General features: G+C 60.1%; 15 protein-coding genes and 2 pseudogenes. 10 read left to right on the top strand and 7 right to left on the bottom strand.

Annotation, left to right across the window (positions count from 1 at the left end; genetic code table 11):
* Positions 1–303: 303 nt before the first annotated feature.
* Both NKI49_RS26520 and NKI49_RS26515 read right to left on the bottom strand, forming a co-directional pair.
* The gene (locus tag NKI49_RS26520; RefSeq protein ID WP_352605481.1) at positions 304–666 is read right to left on the bottom strand and encodes an alpha/beta fold hydrolase; all 363 of its coding nucleotides are present in this window, start codon (positions 664–666) and stop codon (positions 304–306) included.
* Positions 667–1,030: 364 nt separating this feature from the next.
* Complete coding sequence (locus NKI49_RS26515) at positions 1,031–2,149, bottom strand: NAD(P)/FAD-dependent oxidoreductase (protein ID WP_352605479.1); 1,119 nt, start codon at positions 2,147–2,149, stop codon at positions 1,031–1,033.
* Between NKI49_RS26515 and NKI49_RS26510 the strand changes: the two are divergent.
* Positions 2,112–2,213 (top strand): annotated as a pseudogene (locus tag NKI49_RS26510) (hypothetical protein); the annotation flags it as partial. The gene NKI49_RS26515 and the pseudogene NKI49_RS26510 sit on opposite strands and share 38 nt — an antisense overlap.
* A 147-nt stretch (positions 2,214–2,360) precedes the next feature.
* Here the strand turns inward: NKI49_RS26510 and NKI49_RS26505 are convergent.
* Positions 2,361–3,542: an MFS transporter gene (locus tag NKI49_RS26505; RefSeq protein ID WP_352605477.1), complete on the bottom strand. Its 1,182-nt coding sequence runs from the start codon at positions 3,540–3,542 to the stop codon at positions 2,361–2,363.
* 380 nt (positions 3,543–3,922) lie between these two features.
* Here NKI49_RS26505 and NKI49_RS26500 point away from each other — a divergent pair, with 380 nt between their 5' ends.
* The 7 genes and pseudogenes from NKI49_RS26500 (at position 3,923) to NKI49_RS33470 (ending at position 8,966) form a co-directional block, all read left to right on the top strand.
* Positions 3,923–4,663, top strand: a complete 741-nt coding sequence (locus NKI49_RS26500) for an ATP-binding cassette domain-containing protein (protein ID WP_352605475.1) — start codon at positions 3,923–3,925, stop codon at positions 4,661–4,663.
* A gap of 55 nt (positions 4,664–4,718) precedes the next feature.
* On the top strand, positions 4,719–5,780 hold the full coding sequence (locus NKI49_RS26495) for an ABC transporter permease (protein ID WP_352605473.1): 1,062 nt from the start codon (positions 4,719–4,721) through the stop codon (positions 5,778–5,780).
* A gap of 56 nt (positions 5,781–5,836) precedes the next feature.
* On the top strand, positions 5,837–6,841 hold the full coding sequence (locus NKI49_RS26490; protein ID WP_352605471.1) for a sugar-binding protein: 1,005 nt from the start codon (positions 5,837–5,839) through the stop codon (positions 6,839–6,841).
* 92 nt (positions 6,842–6,933) lie between these two features.
* Positions 6,934–7,683 carry an SDR family NAD(P)-dependent oxidoreductase gene (locus NKI49_RS26485; RefSeq protein ID WP_352605469.1) on the top strand — a complete coding sequence of 250 codons (750 nt, stop codon included), beginning with the start codon at positions 6,934–6,936 and terminating at the stop codon, positions 7,681–7,683.
* 148 nt (positions 7,684–7,831) lie between these two features.
* Positions 7,832–7,921: pseudogene (locus tag NKI49_RS26480) on the top strand (integrase core domain-containing protein); the annotation flags it as partial.
* 8 nt (positions 7,922–7,929) lie between these two features.
* Positions 7,930–8,436 carry a hypothetical protein gene (locus NKI49_RS26475; RefSeq protein WP_502899576.1) on the top strand — a complete coding sequence of 169 codons (507 nt, stop codon included), beginning with the start codon at positions 7,930–7,932 and terminating at the stop codon, positions 8,434–8,436.
* Complete coding sequence (locus NKI49_RS33470; protein WP_502899575.1) at positions 8,415–8,966, top strand: hypothetical protein; 552 nt, start codon at positions 8,415–8,417, stop codon at positions 8,964–8,966. Before NKI49_RS26475 ends, NKI49_RS33470 begins: the two co-directional genes overlap by 22 nt.
* Positions 8,967–9,174: 208 nt before the next feature.
* On the opposite strand, the gene NKI49_RS26470 is transcribed toward NKI49_RS33470, so the two are convergent.
* A complete protein-coding gene (locus NKI49_RS26470) occupies positions 9,175–10,500 on the bottom strand; it encodes a calcium-binding protein (RefSeq protein ID WP_352605467.1) in 1,326 nt (441 codons plus the stop codon).
* Between the two features lie 496 nt (positions 10,501–10,996).
* On the opposite strand from NKI49_RS26470, the gene NKI49_RS26465 reads away from it, so the two are divergent.
* Complete coding sequence (locus NKI49_RS26465) at positions 10,997–11,299, top strand: hypothetical protein (RefSeq protein WP_352605465.1); 303 nt, start codon at positions 10,997–10,999, stop codon at positions 11,297–11,299.
* 1,536 nt (positions 11,300–12,835) lie between these two features.
* On the opposite strand, the gene tnpB is transcribed toward NKI49_RS26465, so the two are convergent.
* On the bottom strand, positions 12,836–12,940 hold the full coding sequence (gene tnpB / locus NKI49_RS26460; protein WP_352605463.1) for an IS66 family insertion sequence element accessory protein TnpB: 105 nt from the start codon (positions 12,938–12,940) through the stop codon (positions 12,836–12,838).
* Positions 12,941–13,151: 211 nt separating this feature from the next.
* On the opposite strand from tnpB, the gene NKI49_RS26455 reads away from it, so the two are divergent.
* The gene (locus tag NKI49_RS26455) at positions 13,152–13,328 is read left to right on the top strand and encodes a hypothetical protein (protein WP_352605461.1); all 177 of its coding nucleotides are present in this window, start codon (positions 13,152–13,154) and stop codon (positions 13,326–13,328) included.
* A 15-nt stretch (positions 13,329–13,343) separates the two neighbouring features.
* On the opposite strand, the gene galE is transcribed toward NKI49_RS26455, so the two are convergent.
* The gene (galE, locus tag NKI49_RS26450; protein ID WP_352605460.1) at positions 13,344–14,318 is read right to left on the bottom strand and encodes a UDP-glucose 4-epimerase GalE; all 975 of its coding nucleotides are present in this window, start codon (positions 14,316–14,318) and stop codon (positions 13,344–13,346) included.
* Positions 14,315–15,286 carry a UDP-glucuronic acid decarboxylase family protein gene (locus NKI49_RS26445; RefSeq protein WP_352605458.1) on the bottom strand — a complete coding sequence of 324 codons (972 nt, stop codon included), beginning with the start codon at positions 15,284–15,286 and terminating at the stop codon, positions 14,315–14,317. Before NKI49_RS26445 ends, galE begins: the two co-directional genes overlap by 4 nt.
* Between the last annotated feature and the right edge of the window lie 161 nt (positions 15,287–15,447).

Here is a 15,447-nt window from a genome sequence, read left to right as displayed (position 1 = left end):
TCCACCATCGCGCATCGCGACCACCGCCCGCGGGGCGCTCCGGTGAACCATATGGCCGACGCCCGGAACGATCTCAAGGAGAGACCCACCAACCTCCTCATGCAGGCGCCGCGCATCCCCTTCCGCGTCGAACAGCCGGTCTCCAGATCCGGCCACGATGCCCGTCGACACGGCGATATCCTTGTAGCTTGCCTTCGACAACGGCCTGCGGCCAGCATCAGTGCAGACTCGGAACAAACGGCCTGCAGTTGGGAAGGGCGACTGGCGAATTCTTTGGCGAGCGCAGCAAAGCCACTGTCGACCTCAGCCGGAGAGAAGATCTTCTCCATCGCCCAAGGCCAGGCTAGCCTCACAAGCAGCGGCAGCAAGGGGTGGCGGAAAGCGGTGCCGATCACCGGCAGGGCCGCGAGTGCGGCCAGCGCAAAGAGCGAGCCGAGGCGGCGGATAGTAGCCGGAGACCAGCACGATGCCGGCAAGCGATGGAGCATGCCTGCGCGCCAATTCGATGGCGACCCAAGCTCCCCAGGAATGTCCAAGCACCAGATATTTCTCGATGCAGAGATTGCGTACAGCATCATGTATGACGTCAGCTTGTTCGCCAGCAGACCAGCTCCTGCCCTGCGACCGTGAGCTTCGGCCGAAGCCGGGACGATCAAATGCGAGCATCCGGTAGCTTTTGCCGCCAGGTCGAAGATGCCGCTGGACTTGAAGTCCTCCGCAATGGATCCGTTCCCGTGCAGCAGAAGCAGCGGCATGCCAGTGCCCGCCTCGACAAGATGCAGGTGTAGGCTGCCGATCTCTATCACACGACCGCACGGTCGGCCGGCAAGCGCTCGTTTGGCGCGGACGGCGTTGTATCCCGCCAGGGCCGCCAGTGCGGCGATAAGCAGCCCGGTCGCAAGTTTCGGTCCATCTCTGTCGAGCGCCATGCTCGTGCCTGCCAGGAACTGTTTTGCTCACTGCCGCCTTGCCCCAACCCCGGCCGCCGCGGCTTGTTCCGCCAGACAAACGCAATGCTGTATCGCCCGGCTCAAGCGGGCTGGAAATCAAGTTGTCTATGGGCGTGGGACGCAGCGATGGCAGCCTGACCAAAGGCGACCGCTATCTGGTTCAAGGCTTTAACGAGGTCACCGATCGCGTATACGCCATCGACGGAAGTCTGCTGGTGCTCATCGACTTTGACGTAGCCCTCTTCACAACAGGTCGCGCCAACGACCCCTGCGAGTTGAGAACGGACCTTGCAACCCAATGCCGCGTAAATGGCATCGAAGCGGCATGTCGCCCCGTCCCTCAGAATCGCCTCACAACCGTCAGCAACTGGGCTGAGCCTGTCGAGAGTGTCTCGGATAACGATCGCTCTTTCGCCGGCCGCGCGACGCGTGCTGGTTGAGAAGTCCCTTGCATCAGTCCCCAGCATCGTTACAGCCGGTGTAAATCGACTGAGGAAGATGGCCTCTTGCAAGGCTCTCTCTCCTTGCCCGAGGACCGCTATTTTCCGGTCGATCACCTCATATCCGTCGCACACTGGGCAAAGCCGAACTACGCCTGCAGCCATTGCGTCCCGCAGGCGTGGCATGACGGGTGTCGTGTCGATAATCCCGGTCGACAACATGACCTTGCGTGCGCGGAATGCACCAATCGAGGTCTCGGCGTCAAAGCCTCCCTTAACAGGGGCCAGAGAATGAACCTGACCCCGCATCAGAGTTGCTCCGTACAAACGCGCGTGGCGTCGTAGCCGATCCAGAAGATCGGGACCACTTATCCCTTCGGGAAAGCCCGGACAATTATGGCTTCTTGGGATCAGGGCGGCGCGGGGATCGCCCGCATCGATCACCAGCACGCGACGGCGGAAACGGGCAAGATACTGAGCGGCGGTCAACCCTGCGGGCCCGCCTCCGACGATCAAGACATCTTCGGTGTCGGCGATCAGTCGACCGTTATGGTTTTCAATGCTAGTGTGGCCCATCAGCGGCGAACGATTTGGTTCGTGCGATGTTCCAGTATGATTGCGGAGAGACCGCATTTGCTTAGCCTTAGCGGCGCAATACGTACGCGAGGACGGATGACGAACAAGATTTGAACAGGCCAAAGAAGGCCGAACGGTTGCCAATTTGGGCGACGTCGCGACAAGACCGCTGTTCAGTGCCATCGCTCTGTGTCGTGGAGACCATGTCTTCGCCATGATGTGGAAGGGATCGGTCTGTTTCAAAGTAGACGAAAACACCGAAAAGATTTTGACGCGTCAGGGTCGCATCCCTTGGGCTATGAAAGCCGGGGCAAACCCCAAGCTCTCAAGTCCTATATGGAAGCAGCGCCATCCGCCATTGTCCCAGCGTCACTTCGCTAAGCCCTTCGCGCCTTTATGTCGCTGGAACGGCCGGCCGAATCTCACCAGCAACAATACGACGGAAGAGCCACAGAATGACCGGGCAGAGCAGGAGCACGGCGGCGCCGAAGTCGAGCGCTGCGCTCGCACCGCCCAGCCGCGTCGCGAGCTTTCCACCGATCGCCGGTCCAAGCGGGCTCCCGGCATAGAAAACCGTGTAGAATATTCCCATTCCGATCGACCGCGTCTTCCGCTCGAGCACAAGCGCAGACAGGCTGATGATCGCACCGGCGGGCAGGCCGCAAACGATCCCAAGGGCAATGACGATGGGAAACACCGCGTCGGTTCGCGACAGCAGCAGTGCCAGCAGAGCAAAGACGATACAGCCTGCGATGACCACGGCGTCACCGCGTTTGGTCCAGTCGGCGAGGAAGCCCCCGAAAGGAACCGAAAGCACGGCGAGCCAGAGCACCATGCTGATCGTCGATCCAGCTGCCGTGCCGGACCAGCCTCGCTCGACGAGCATCGATGGTCCGAAACTGAAGATCATGGCAAGACCGACATTGTAGAGGCACCAGATCGAGCCGGCTACAATCACCGCATAGATCGCTTTTGCGGTAAGCCTGCCGCGCTCGCCTTCCGCGGAGGCAGGCGTATCCGGCGCACGATAGATAAAGGCGATGAAGCCGAGTCCGATCAGGATCAAGCCTGCGACAGCAAGGTTGACGGCATGGAGCCCGAACCTCTCTCCGATCGCTGGCAACAGCAGGAGCGCGATTGCGATGCCAGCTGGCCACGAGTTGACGAAAATGGCCATCGCGGTGGCTATTTCCCGGCCACTAAACCAGTCGGCGACCATCTTGGTCATCTGAACGCTCAAGAAAATGCCACCAGTGCCGGCAATCAGTCGGCCTGCGATCTGCATGCTCCACGAGGCCGACGCGGTCATCAATAATTCGCCTGCCAGCATCATCAGCAGCCCGGCGAGGACCGTCGCCTTGTCGCCATAGCGGCGACCGACCGTCCCGCCGGGCAAGGCAAGCAGGACGCCCGGCGCAAAATAGATGCCGATAAGGATACCGACATCGGCCAAGCTCACACCGAGACTTCGGCTGAGCTGTGGCGCTACGGCCCCTACGCTCCCAAATTGAAAGGCGAAGGCGGCACGAGCGACAAACAGAGCGGCAAGAATGGTCCAGCGGCTTCGCACCTGCATCCTCCCAACACCGCGCGGTGCCCGAAATGTTCTATTATATTAGCAAAGTAACATATAATCTCGCCAGCCGGTAAGCTGATATGGGGCGCGGGTGTGATTTCCCTCGATCGTGTTGCCGAAAGTTTTGCCGAGAGACGCCAAAGTTAGCTCCCGCCTACACTAGATCGCCAGCATCGCCTCCTACTGGCGCAACCGCGACCTCTAGGGTGTGACCGAGCCGATCCTAGCTGTCGCCGCATCGAGATCGCTCACGTGCAGCAGAGGGAGATTGCCATCTGATAGCGCCGATCTAATAATCATTGTGTTGAATGCGTTTCGCTGATTAGCTGCCTTGCGTACGCCGGGACAAAATTGGCATTTGTTGTCCGGGGAGGACCGCGATGCCGGTGCTTGAGGTTCGTCACGTCTCCAAGAATTTTGGGGCCATCCAGGCCCTGACGGACGTCAGCTTCCACGTGGAGCGGGGTGAAGTCGTGGGTCTGATGGGGGACAACGGCGCCGGCAAGTCAACGATAGTCAAGACAGTGGCCGGGAATTTTCCGCCGAACGACGGCGAAATTGTCGTGGACGGCGAGATTTGTCACTTCCATAAACCCGTTCAGGCCCGTGCCAAGGGAATTGAAGTCGTCTATCAGGACCTGGCGCTCGCGGATAATCTGACGGCCGCGCAAAATGTCTTTCTTGGCCGCGAGATGAAGAAGGGCTTCTGGCCGATCAGGGTGCTCGACAAGCAGGCGATGATCGACCGCTCGGCAGCGTTGTTCAGGGAACTCAAATCGGAAACACGGCCGCGCGACCTCGTCAGGAAGATGTCGGGTGGGCAGCGCCAGGCGGTAGCGATCGCGCGGACCCGGCTTTCAAACGCCAAGCTGGTGTTGATGGACGAACCGACCGCCGCCATCTCGGTACGCCAGGTGGCAGAGGTGCTCGAATTGATCCGGCGCCTCAAAGCGCAAGGTGTCGGCGTCATGTTGATCAGCCACCGCATGCCTGACGTTTTCGCCGTTGCAGATCGTATCATTGTGCTCAGGCGAGGTTCGAAGGTTGCCGACAAGGATGCCGGCAATACGTCGCCCGAGGAAATCACCGGACTGATAACGGGGGCTATCCGTGGCGAATAGTGCTCGGGAGTCAATTGGTGTTGGGGAGTCGGCCCTGGAAACCGGCCGACCGGCCATGTCGGACTTTGTCCCGACCAAGGAAAAGACGGCGCTTCAACATGTATTTTCAAGTCAGCCGTTCTGGGTGACGATCGCGCTCATTGCCCTCGTCACCTTGATGTCGACCATGGAGCCGAGCTTCGGCACCTCCGAAAACGCCGCCAACGTCACGCGCAACTTCGCACCTTTCGGCATCATGGCGCTCGGCATGACGGTGGTGATCATCACCGGCGGCATCGATCTGTCGGTCGGCTCGATCATGGGCCTGGTGGTCATCGTCGCCGGTCTTTTCCTGACCTGGCACTATCCCTGGTATATCGCATTCGCCGTCGGCCTTTTCTCCGGCATGGCGTGCGGCGCGGTCAACGGATTCTTCGTCGCCTATATTGGAATGCCGTCCTTTGTGGTCACGCTCGGCATGCTGTCCGCGGCGCGTTCGCTGGCGGTCGTGTTCTCCGCCAACCAGATGCTCTACCAATTCGGGCCCGATGCCCCGATCGTAAAGGCGATCGGTCAGGCGAGATGGCCGCTGCATGGGCCGCAGGATTGGGCACCGCACTGGATACCAGAACTGTCATCGCAGTTCTGGACCATGGTGATTCTGGCCCTGATCGTCGGTTTCGTCTTCAATTTCACGGCCTGGGCCCGGCATCTCTTCGCCATCGGCGGCAATGAGGAGGCGGCGCGGCTCACCGGCGTGCCGGTCGACTGGATCAAATTCGAGGCCTATGTCTTCTCGGCCTTCACCGCTTCGGTCGCCTCACTCCTGCTCCTCGGCTACAACGGCTCGGCCATCAATGCCATGGGCCAGGGCTACGAGTTGCGCGTGATCGCAGCGACGGTCATCGGCGGAGCCAGCCTTATGGGCGGAGCCGGCACGGCCTTCGGCGCGATCATCGGTTCGGCGTTCCTCGAAGTAATCAGGAATGCGCTGTTGATGGCCGGCATCGATTCAAATTGGCAAGGCGCATTCGTCGGCGCCTTCATCGTTCTCGCGGTTCTTTTGGGCATGCAAACCGGCGGCAAATCGCTTCTCGCCGCTTGGCTGGCAGTCTTGATGCCCAAAAAAAGCCGCTAGAAAACCCCGCCGGCGGGAGGCCTACGGGGCATTCCAGCTAGGAGGAGAACGTCGAAATGAAAAAAAGATTGCTGATGGCGGCCGTGGCGCTTGGCGCAATGGTGCTCGCCGTTTCCGGCGCCCAGGCGAAATATACCTTCGCCCTGGTGCCGAAGAACATGAACAATCCTTTCTTCGACCAAGCACGCGACGGCTGCAAGAAGGCCGAAGCCGAATCGAAGGGCGCCTTGGAATGCATGTATATCGGCCCGGGCGAGCATGGCGGCGGCGACGAGCAGGTGCAGATCGTGCAGGATCTCGTGGCCAAGAAGGTGGACGGCATTGCCGTGTCGCCATCAAACGCCGCGGCGATGGCGGTTGCGCTACAGGCCGCCAAGGAAGCCGGCATCCCGGTCCTCACCTGGGACTCCGACCTGCTGCCCGAGAATAAGGAGCTTCGCGTTGCTTATATTGGCACCCACAATTATGAGATCGGCGTGAACCTTGCCAAGCTTGCCATGCAGGTCAAGCCTAAAGGCGGCACGATCTGCATCCAGTCGGGCGGCGCGGCGGCGGCCAACCATAATGAACGCATGCAGGGCATTCGCGATACACTTTCAGGAACCAAATCGGCGGCCTCGCCCGGGGACCGGCTGACGGGCCAGAATGGCTGGACCGAAATCGAAGGCTGTCCTCTCTACACCAACGATGATTTCCCGCTTTCGGTGCAGCAGTTTGAGGACATCATGGCGAAAAATCCGAACCTTGATGCATTCATCCCAACGGGTGGATTCCCGCAGTTCATTCCTGATGCCAACCGCGCCGCGGTCGCACCGTACAAGGACAAGATTGCCTCGAAAGCGCTAGCGCTTGTCGTCGCCGACACACTTCCCGTGCAGATCGACCAGATGAAGGAAGGGCTATCCCTTGGCCAGGTCGGCCAACGGCCATTCGAAATGGGCTACAAGACGATGATGGCGCTGAAGGACATGAAGGACGGCAAGGCGCCCCCGGCTGACCCGACCTACACAGGCCTTGACGTCTGCACGCCGCAGACGGCCGATACCTGCGTCGCCAAATAGCGCTTTAGGGCGGGAGGAAACTCCCGCCCTTTCATTGGAGCCAGGTGCGGTTAGACTGCATCATCGTCATCTATCTCGCTCCAGGGATTTCAATGTCGGAAATGTTCTCGCTCAAGGGTCGAGTCGCGTTGGTGACGGGTGCTTCGCGTGGCCTCGGCTTTGCCATGGCCAAGGCGCTTGCGGACAACGGCGCAACGGTAATTATCAATGCGCGCGACATGGACACCCTCTCCGCGGCGGCGGAAAAAATCGGTGCCGAAGCCCTGCCGTTCGATGTTGCGGTCGCAGCGACCTCAAGGGCGGCGCTTGAGGGGATCGTCGAACGCCACGGTCGCCTAGATATCCTGATCAACAACGCCGGCATCCAGCATCGCAGCCCGTTCGTCGAATGGAAGGACGAGGACTTCGACCGCGTGATTGCAGTCAATCTTTCGGCCTGCTTCCGAATGATGCGCGAGGCGGTGCGCCTGATGCTGCCGAACAAATTCGGGCGCATCATAAACACTGGATCGGTTGCAGCCATCCTTGGCCGCCCTACCATTCACGCCTATGTGGCGGCAAAGGCGGGGTTGCATGGACTGACACGCTCGACTGCCGCCGAGATGGGCCGTCACGGCATCACCATCAACGCGATCGCCCCCGGCTATTTCGCCACCGAGCTCAACACCGCGCTCATCAACGACGAGGCCTTTAACAAATGGGTCGAGTCACGAACCCCTGCTGGCCGCTGGGCTCAACCTGACGAACTCAGCGGAGCCGTGGTGTTTCTCGCGTCCGACGCTGCCGCCTATGTCAACGGACATGTTTTGGCGGTCGACGGGGGTCTATCGGTCTCCCTCTGACCTGCGAACTGCCTTCAACAGATTGTGAAAGCTTGGGTCCGGACGGGCCCGAACCCAGATGCACTTCGACCCATTGTATTGCGACGGACCGCAGCGGAGGGCAGCTTTCAGGCCCGGCCGATCGCAATCCGAACGTCGCGACGCGGCGCGAGCCCAAGACCTTCCGGTCTGGACGCACATGTACAATTGGCACAGGCCCCATGGCAGCCTAGGCTCAAAAACACCAATCAGCCGCCTCGCGAGCGGGTGGTCAGCAAGGACGATCTGGTCGATGCGGTCTGGCAGGGACGCATTGTCTCCGACGCGACGCTGGCCAGCCGCGTCAACGCCGCCCGCAGCGCCCTCCAGGTCAATGGCGGGCAGCAGCGCCTCGTCCGCACCATCCTGGGCCGGGGGTTTCGGTTCGTCGGCACCGTGCGCGAGGAAGCCGGAGCCGGCGCCAAGGCGATCGCACCGGTCGAGCAGCCGAAGCCTGGCCTTGGCATTCCCGCCCGCCCCTCCATCGCCGTGCTGCCTTTCGTCAACCTGAGCGGCGATGCGGATCAGGACTATTTCGCCGATGGCGTGGTCGACGACATCATCACCGGCCTGTCGCGCATCCGCTGGCTGTTCGTCATCGCCCGCAACTCCTCCTTCACCTACAAGGGCCGCGCCGTCGACGTGAAGCAGATCGGGCAAGAGCTCGGCGTGCGCTACGTGCTGGAAGGCAGCGTGCGCAAGGTGGGAGTCGCGTGCGCATCACCGGCCAGTTGATCGACGCCGAGGACGGCAGCCATCTGTGGGCCGAACGCTACGACCGCGAGCTGACCGACGTGTTCGCGCCGCAGGACGAGATCACCATCAGCGTGGTGGCGGCAATAGAGCCCAATCTGCGCCGGGCCGAGATCGAGCGCGTCAAGCGCCGGCCCGACAGTCTCGACGCCTACGATCTTTTCTGCGCGCGCTGCCCGACGTCTACACCTTCATGCCGCGAGGGGCCGCCAAGGTCCTGCCGCTGCTCGACCAGGCGCTCGTTTTCGAGCCGAAGCTATGCACTCGTGCACGGCTTTGCCGCCTGGACGCGCATCAAACCCTTTTCATCCGCGGCGGCATGGCTGGCCGAGCACGGCGAGAAGGCATTCCGCCATGCCCACGCGGCGATCGAGCACGGCTCAGGCCGACGCCATGGCGTTGGCTCTGGCCGGCTTCCCTGTCGAGTTGGAGACTCGACCTCGTCATCCGTGATCAGCAGTAAGCTGCCTTTCCGCGGACTGTGCGATGTGACCACAATATCGTCGTCCTGAAACTCGACTTCGCGGGCCATAATACGACCTCCATTGCTCGCGCCACCATGCCGAATGAGCCACAGGAAAGGAAGCGACACACGGACAAGAGGGGGCGTCCCTGGCCGCATCCTGCGGATGCCGCTTCCCGCAGAATTGGTTTTCCGCAACTGCACGTCAGCGGCGACCGCGGTCGGACTTCGTAGTACCATATGAATCGCATGAGCGATCAAATGATGAACACGTCATGAAAGGTCAGGGTGGTTCCGGGCTCTAGCTGGGCGATTTCCACTTGGGCCATCGGTTTCGAGCCGTCGGGGTCATAGTACAGAACGCCCGTGCTCTGGTTGTAGAGCAGGTAATCGTTGTGGCTGGTGGCGTGTTCGCGCAACTCGAAATACGACGAGTTCACCTGCGTCGGGCTGGACAAGGAACCTTGGCCGAGCATGGTGAAGACGGCATTGTCGAGGTAAAGCGCGTCATCCGCCGCGTGGAAGTCAATGAGTTTATCGACATTGCCGGGGCCATAGGCCGTGTCAAACACGAAAGTGTCCTTGCCGGAGCCACCGCTCAGCACGTCGTTGCCACCCTTGCCCGACAGTGTGTCGTTGCCAGCCAGGGCATCATAGGTATCGGCCGCGCCGGTGCCGCCAAAAGTGTCGTTCCCGGTGGTCCCCTTGGCCGAGTCGGTCGGCGGTGTCGGAGGTGGCGGTGGCTGGTCGGTTCCGTCATGGGCTGTATGCCAGGCCGCCTTGGCGTTGGCCCAGTAATCGCGGGCCGCCTGGCCTTGAAGGACCGTCCAGCCGGCCGGCGGCACTGGATAATCGGACGGCAGCGGCGTGTCAGAGAGGTTGAGGTAGTAATTGCCGTGTGACTCGACCGTTTTGTCCCAAGCCCGCTGCAGCCGCTCCAAGCCGTTGTGGTGGACATCGGTGATCGCCACCACGCAATCGATAAAGTGCAGGCTGGGCACGATATCGTCAGAGCCTATGCCCTTGTCGAGTTTGAACGGCGAGCCGTGCGTCATCTCGCCTTTGCGAAGGTACTCTCCCATGCCCAGAAGCATGCCGTCCATGGTGACCGAGTTGTCAGACCCATCCACGTCGCCGTCACCAAGGCTCACTCCGGAAAACACGTTGTCGAACAGGGAATCCTTGATAGTGCCGCCGATGACGTCGTCATCCTCGACCGCGTCGTCTCGGGAGTAGCCGACATAGCTATTGTCGATGAGGAAGGTGCCGGTGCCGCCGACACGGATGCCGTCCCAGGGCTTGGTGATCGTCCAGTCGTCGATGACAAAGCTGTGGGCTGAATTTACACGGACCGCGGCGGAGTTGACGTAAATGCTCTCCCAGGCGCCGGTTTGGGAGACAGTGCCGTTGATCGTGCCGCCCAAAGCCAGGAGGGTGTCGCCGGGATCGACGACCGCGAAGGGATAGAGGTTGGTGGGGCTTCCCTGATTGGCGACGATCCACGAGGCGTTGGTGGCATCGATAGTGGTGTCGGCGGCCAGACCGGATACTTTATAGCTGCTGTAGCCATAGTCGCCGCTCAAGACAATGGTGCTAGCTAGGGCCATGCTTGGCCACCTTTCCGACCCCCCACCCTTTCCGCCAAGTGCCTGAAGCCGGAAAGGCTTGCATCCAGCAGAGACCCGTTGGCGGTATCGCGCAAATCACTAAATGTAACAAAATATCGGTGCAGCGCGGCTTTGTTGCGGGACTGCTAACATGAGAATAAACCATCCAGCGCGGGGACACGCCCATATCCCAAACCCCGCAGTGGCCGGTGCGTTCCCTCCTACCTGTAGGGTGCGCCCCGTGCCGGCCATTCCTCTGCCCTGCGGCAATGCTCTAGCCCGCGTCCACTCTTTGACGGGCTAACGGTAGTGCGCGTCAGTTTGGATTTTGGTCGGCATCTTTTTCCAGTATGCGAGCTTCGCGAAATGCTGCTGGCTGTTGCCTGCCAACAGACAGAGCAACCTAAGCCTTTTGGAGCAATGTCATTCCTGCAATGAACGACTAGGAGATCTTGCTCAAAGGAGTCCTGAGATGGCAACTGAAAGCACAAGGTATAACAAGCAGGTCCCGGAGGCCAAAGCGCGCCGTGACTTTATGAAGAAGGCCGGTCGCTTCGCGGTCGTGACGCCGCCTGCTATAACACTACTGCTCGGCACAAGTTTGAACTCTGAGACGGTAGCGAAATCAGGTGGATCACGTCCCGGCAAAGGATCGGGCGACAGGAACCACGTTCACGTCAGCCGCTGCCCGAATAGCTTCACATTCGGGCGGAGTCAGTCCGGCAGCCACGGCGGCGGAGGCCACGGGGGCTCAAGGTCCGGCGACCCCAACTAACGCGCCGGGATAGCGAACCACACTGCGATCATGCCTGCTTCCGTCTGGGGCATCATTCCTAGGCGGCTGTGTTACAGTGCCGCCATGGCGTCGCTCACCATCAACAGCGGCGGGGTTTTTTGTAATTCGCTCGTTGACCTATGCTGGTTGATCCCCGTGCACTCCAGACCCTCGCCCGCTGCCTCACGGCTGACGGGCTTTTTGCGTTCGTATGTTCAGCGTCTGCGACTGAAGTCCCATCCTATTGGCAAAGCTTCCAGGCGCGAAACATTTGAGCCGATCACTCATTGGGTAACGGCCGGCGAACATCAGTTCCTTCATCGTCGGTTGATGAGCGCTCGTCATTGTAGCACGTCTAGTGGCGCGCGCTCAGCATTGGAGTTGGAGTTGCCTGGTCGCGAACACGTTCGCCACGCTTGCGTGATTGCAGTCTCGTTCCTTCTTTTCGGAAAACCCTTGTGGCCCGAAAGGCATATCCGGATGGTGATAATCGTGCCGGCCGATAGAATGACCACCACGGCCATTGAGAACACGCACGTTCACCTGCCACCCAATTTCGATCTGAGCAAAGCGCCGACGAAGCCAGAACCGCCCCGTGGTGTCGCAGTTCATTAGACCCGCAAGGTCAGCGCATGGCTGGCCCGGCTCTGAAATGTGCACGGCCGGCGGGCTCCCTTTGTGCTCAACTAATTTGGCGGTATGCTTTCCATGAGCCGGCGTCAATCACGTGCCGATCTCGTCAGCGGGTCTTCTGGCTTTTAGGGCCGGTTGGCGCGTTGCGCCTGTGCGCTCTTACAAAGCTGATCCAATTTGTCGCGGAGTCGTTATCAAGCAGTAGCTTGGCGCGTGGGTATCCTCTGCTACGAAGCTCCCGTTCGATGGCTTGCCACCCTTCGTAGTCGCCAGATTCCGCAAGTTTCCCGGCCTCGCGCCACATACGAACGTCACACTCTCGGAACACGGCTTTTCTCCGATGCTTTTGCGCTAGTCATATAGGAGATGCGGCTAATATGTGAGTTGCCGATCGCTTCTACCAACCTATGGGTTTGGTTCGCGGGATTGCTAATTTGGCAATAGACTATCAAGCGCGGGGGACGGCCCAAATCCAAACCTCCGCGCGGGTGGCCGGCGCGGTCCCTACCTAGCTAAGAGTGCCACACCCCGTGCCGGCCCTTCCCTTACGGCTGATTCAGCCAGTGCGGTTTCGGAATGGTTGTGGCGGTCGTGGAGAGCGGCCAGCAATTCTTCTTCGGTTCCTCTGGGAACCAGTTGAAAAAAATTCAGCACTGCCGCCGTGAGTTGCTCTGCCTCAATCGACGTGCGGTCTTATGTTGGCGTCGATGCATACCTGCTCAAATATGCGCTGGCACATAGCCAGATTTTCCGGGTCCAGGAACAAAACCCAAGGATTCCGGGCTTTTCCGTAACGGTCGAAGTGCCGATTTCAGCTGGCCAGGGCGGGCCTCCAAACACGCTCGGGAGCGCGCCAGTCGATGCCCTCGATCAGCATCGCAAGCTGCGCCGGCGTCACCGGGATCAAGCAATGAAGCCGGCCATCACCGGCCACGCGAGGCGCCCTTGGTCGAGCCGTTTGGTGAACAGGCACATGCCGTTGCCGTCCCACCACATGATCTTCAGCATCGACGCCTTCTTGCCGTGTCAGTGTAGCCGAGCGCCAGATGCACTTTTACCCCCGCCGGAATGGTCATGGTTCTGTTCCTCCGCGTTCGGCCTGCACGAGATCGCGCAGCAAGGCCGCCCGCCAGCGTACCATGAGTCAGCGTGACGGGCGCAAGCTTCGCGCCTGTTCTGCGCAACGCCAAACTGCACCCGCCAGCGGAACAATAACCCCGTGACGATCCGTGCCTGCGCGACCTGTGAGACGCTGACACCCGGCAGGTCGCTCTCCATCGCGATGGCGCGCTTTTGCTCGTCGCTGAAGAAGCGGCGGGCAGGCGCCGCATCTTCCTTCGTGGCGACTGTCAAGCTCAATTCCGAGGGCGTCGCGCTAGCGCTAGGCCTCGCCTAGCCGTCCTTTGTAGGATTACAATCGGCTACGATACCAAGCTAGTGCCGTCTCGACGATCCTGTCGATTCCGGATTGCTCAGGCACCCAGCCAAGTTCCCGCTGCGCCTTGGCGGCCGTGGCTACGAGCTCTGGCGGATCACCTGCTCTACGCGGACCGCAGACCACAGGAAGGCGCGTTGCCGAAGCCCGGCTGACCGCATCGACCAGTTCCTTCACCGTCGTTCCAGTTCCGGTCCCGAGATTATAGACGTGTACACCTGTGTCGCGGAGAAGTTTCTCCCCTGCCAGAACGTGAGCACGCGCGAGATCGGTGGCATGGACATAGTCGCGTACCGCGGTTCCATCGCGGGTTTCGAAGTCGGTGCCGTTGACGGTAAAAACCCGACCGCGCCTGACCGCCGCCTCGATGGCGAGCGGTATGACGTGTGTTTCCGGTTCATGCCGTTCGCCGATCTCGCCGTCGGGATCGCATCCGGCGGCGTTGAAATACCGGAGCACGACCGCGTTGAGGCCATGGGCATAGGAGAAATTATCCACCATCCGTTCTATGATGAGTTTCGACCATCCATAGGGATTGATCGGCAACTGCGGATGCGTTTCGTCAATCGGAAAGCGGACCGGAACGCCATAAGACGCGCAAGTGCTGGAAAAGATCAGCTTGTTTACGCCGACCTTCAACATTTCCTCGAGCAACACCAGCGACCCGAAACTGTTGTTTCGGTAGTAGAGTCCCGGATTTTCGACCGACTCGCCCACATAGGCGTAGGCGGCGAAATGCGCCACCACATCTGGCCGATATTGTCGTAGCGCTGCCGATACGGCTGCAGGGTCGGAAATGTCGCCTTCGACAATAGGCCCCCATTTGACCGCGTCGCGCCACCCGCGCGAGAGGTTATCATACGTGATGACCGACCAACCCGATTCGGCGAATGCCTTGCAACAATGTGATCCGATATAGCCGGCCCCGCCGGTGACCAAGACTGTTTTCATTCGGCGGCGGCCCGCAGGTACCCTGATGAAGCCAAACCTTCGAAGTAGGCAATGGTCTTGACAAGGCCGTCGCGCAACGCGGTTTGCGGCTCCCAGTTGAGTTCATGCAAGGCACTCGCGATATCGGGCTGTCGCTGCCTTGGGTCGTCGACGGGCAAGGTCAAAAATCTGATCGCGGACCGGCTTCCTGTAAGTTCGATCACCAGATTGGCGAGTTCGAGCATCGTGAATTCGACCGGATTGCCGAGGTTGATCGGACCGGTAACATCGTCACCCGTTTGCATCATGCGAACCAGACCGTCAATGAGGTCGTCGACATAGCAAAATGAACGTGTCTGCTGGCCAGTGCCGTACACCGTTATCGGTTCATTCAGCAATGCTTGCACGATGAAGTTGGAAACGACACGGCCGTCGTCGGGGCGCATCCTGGGGCCATATGTGTTGAAGATGCGCGCTACCTTGATTCGCAGCCCGTGCTGCCGCCGATAGTCGAAAAATAGCGTTTCAGCACATCGCTTGCCCTCATCGTAACAAGAACGGGGTCCTATTGGGTTTACCTTGCCCCAATAATCCTCGGTCTGCGGGTGAACTTCAGGGTCGCCGTAAACTTCGGATGTTGATGCCTGAAGAATCTTTGCGCGAACCCGCTTGGCGAGTCCCAGCATGTTGATCGCCCCGTGGACGCTCGTCTTAGTCGTCTGGACCGGATCGAATTGGTAGTGAACGGGGCTCGCAGGACAGGCAAGATTGTAAATCTCATCCACTTCCACGTAGAGCGGAAACGTCACGTCGTGGCGAATGATTTCGAAGGAATGGTTGTCAAGCAAATGTGCGATGTTTCGTCGAGTTCCGGTGAAGAAGTTGTCGACACATATAACTTCATGACCTTCACCCAGAAGTCGCTCACACAGGAACGATCCCAAAAACCCCGCGCCTCCAGTCACCAGGACTTGTTTTGCCTGCCGCATTTTCGGGGCCTCCAAGGCAAATTAGCTAAACCTAATAATCTGGCTGTACAGTAGCGCGATCTAAAAGCGGCCTGCCTTCAATTTGCGTTACCGACAAGACATGTTTGTCTACCGACCCCCCTCCCGGTGCCTGCCGGCTGAAGACGGCCGGAACCAGGTTC

The organism is Mesorhizobium sp. M0587, assembly GCF_040320945.1.
In the GTDB taxonomy this organism is placed as follows: domain Bacteria; phylum Pseudomonadota; class Alphaproteobacteria; order Rhizobiales; family Rhizobiaceae; genus Mesorhizobium.
The sequence above is the reverse complement of the archived record's forward strand: the minus strand, read 5'-3'. Positions and strand labels throughout refer to the sequence as shown.

Coding starts and splice junctions, on each gene's coding strand:
- NKI49_RS26520 (WP_352605481.1), bottom strand. CDS start 666: ATGCTCGCATTTGATCGTCCCGGCTTCGGCCGAAGCTCACGGTCGCAG.
- NKI49_RS26515 (WP_352605479.1), bottom strand. CDS start 2,149: ATGGCACTGAACAGCGGTCTTGTCGCGACGTCGCCCAAATTGGCAACC.
- NKI49_RS26505 (WP_352605477.1), bottom strand. CDS start 3,542: ATGCAGGTGCGAAGCCGCTGGACCATTCTTGCCGCTCTGTTTGTCGCT.
- NKI49_RS26500 (WP_352605475.1), top strand. CDS start 3,923: ATGCCGGTGCTTGAGGTTCGTCACGTCTCCAAGAATTTTGGGGCCATC.
- NKI49_RS26495 (WP_352605473.1), top strand. CDS start 4,719: ATGTCGGACTTTGTCCCGACCAAGGAAAAGACGGCGCTTCAACATGTA.
- NKI49_RS26490 (WP_352605471.1), top strand. CDS start 5,837: ATGAAAAAAAGATTGCTGATGGCGGCCGTGGCGCTTGGCGCAATGGTG.
- NKI49_RS26485 (WP_352605469.1), top strand. CDS start 6,934: ATGTCGGAAATGTTCTCGCTCAAGGGTCGAGTCGCGTTGGTGACGGGT.
- NKI49_RS26465 (WP_352605465.1), top strand. CDS start 10,997: ATGGCAACTGAAAGCACAAGGTATAACAAGCAGGTCCCGGAGGCCAAA.
- tnpB (WP_352605463.1), bottom strand. CDS start 12,940: ATGCTGAAGATCATGTGGTGGGACGGCAACGGCATGTGCCTGTTCACC.
- galE (WP_352605460.1), bottom strand. CDS start 14,318: ATGAAAACAGTCTTGGTCACCGGCGGGGCCGGCTATATCGGATCACAT.
- NKI49_RS26445 (WP_352605458.1), bottom strand. CDS start 15,286: ATGCGGCAGGCAAAACAAGTCCTGGTGACTGGAGGCGCGGGGTTTTTG.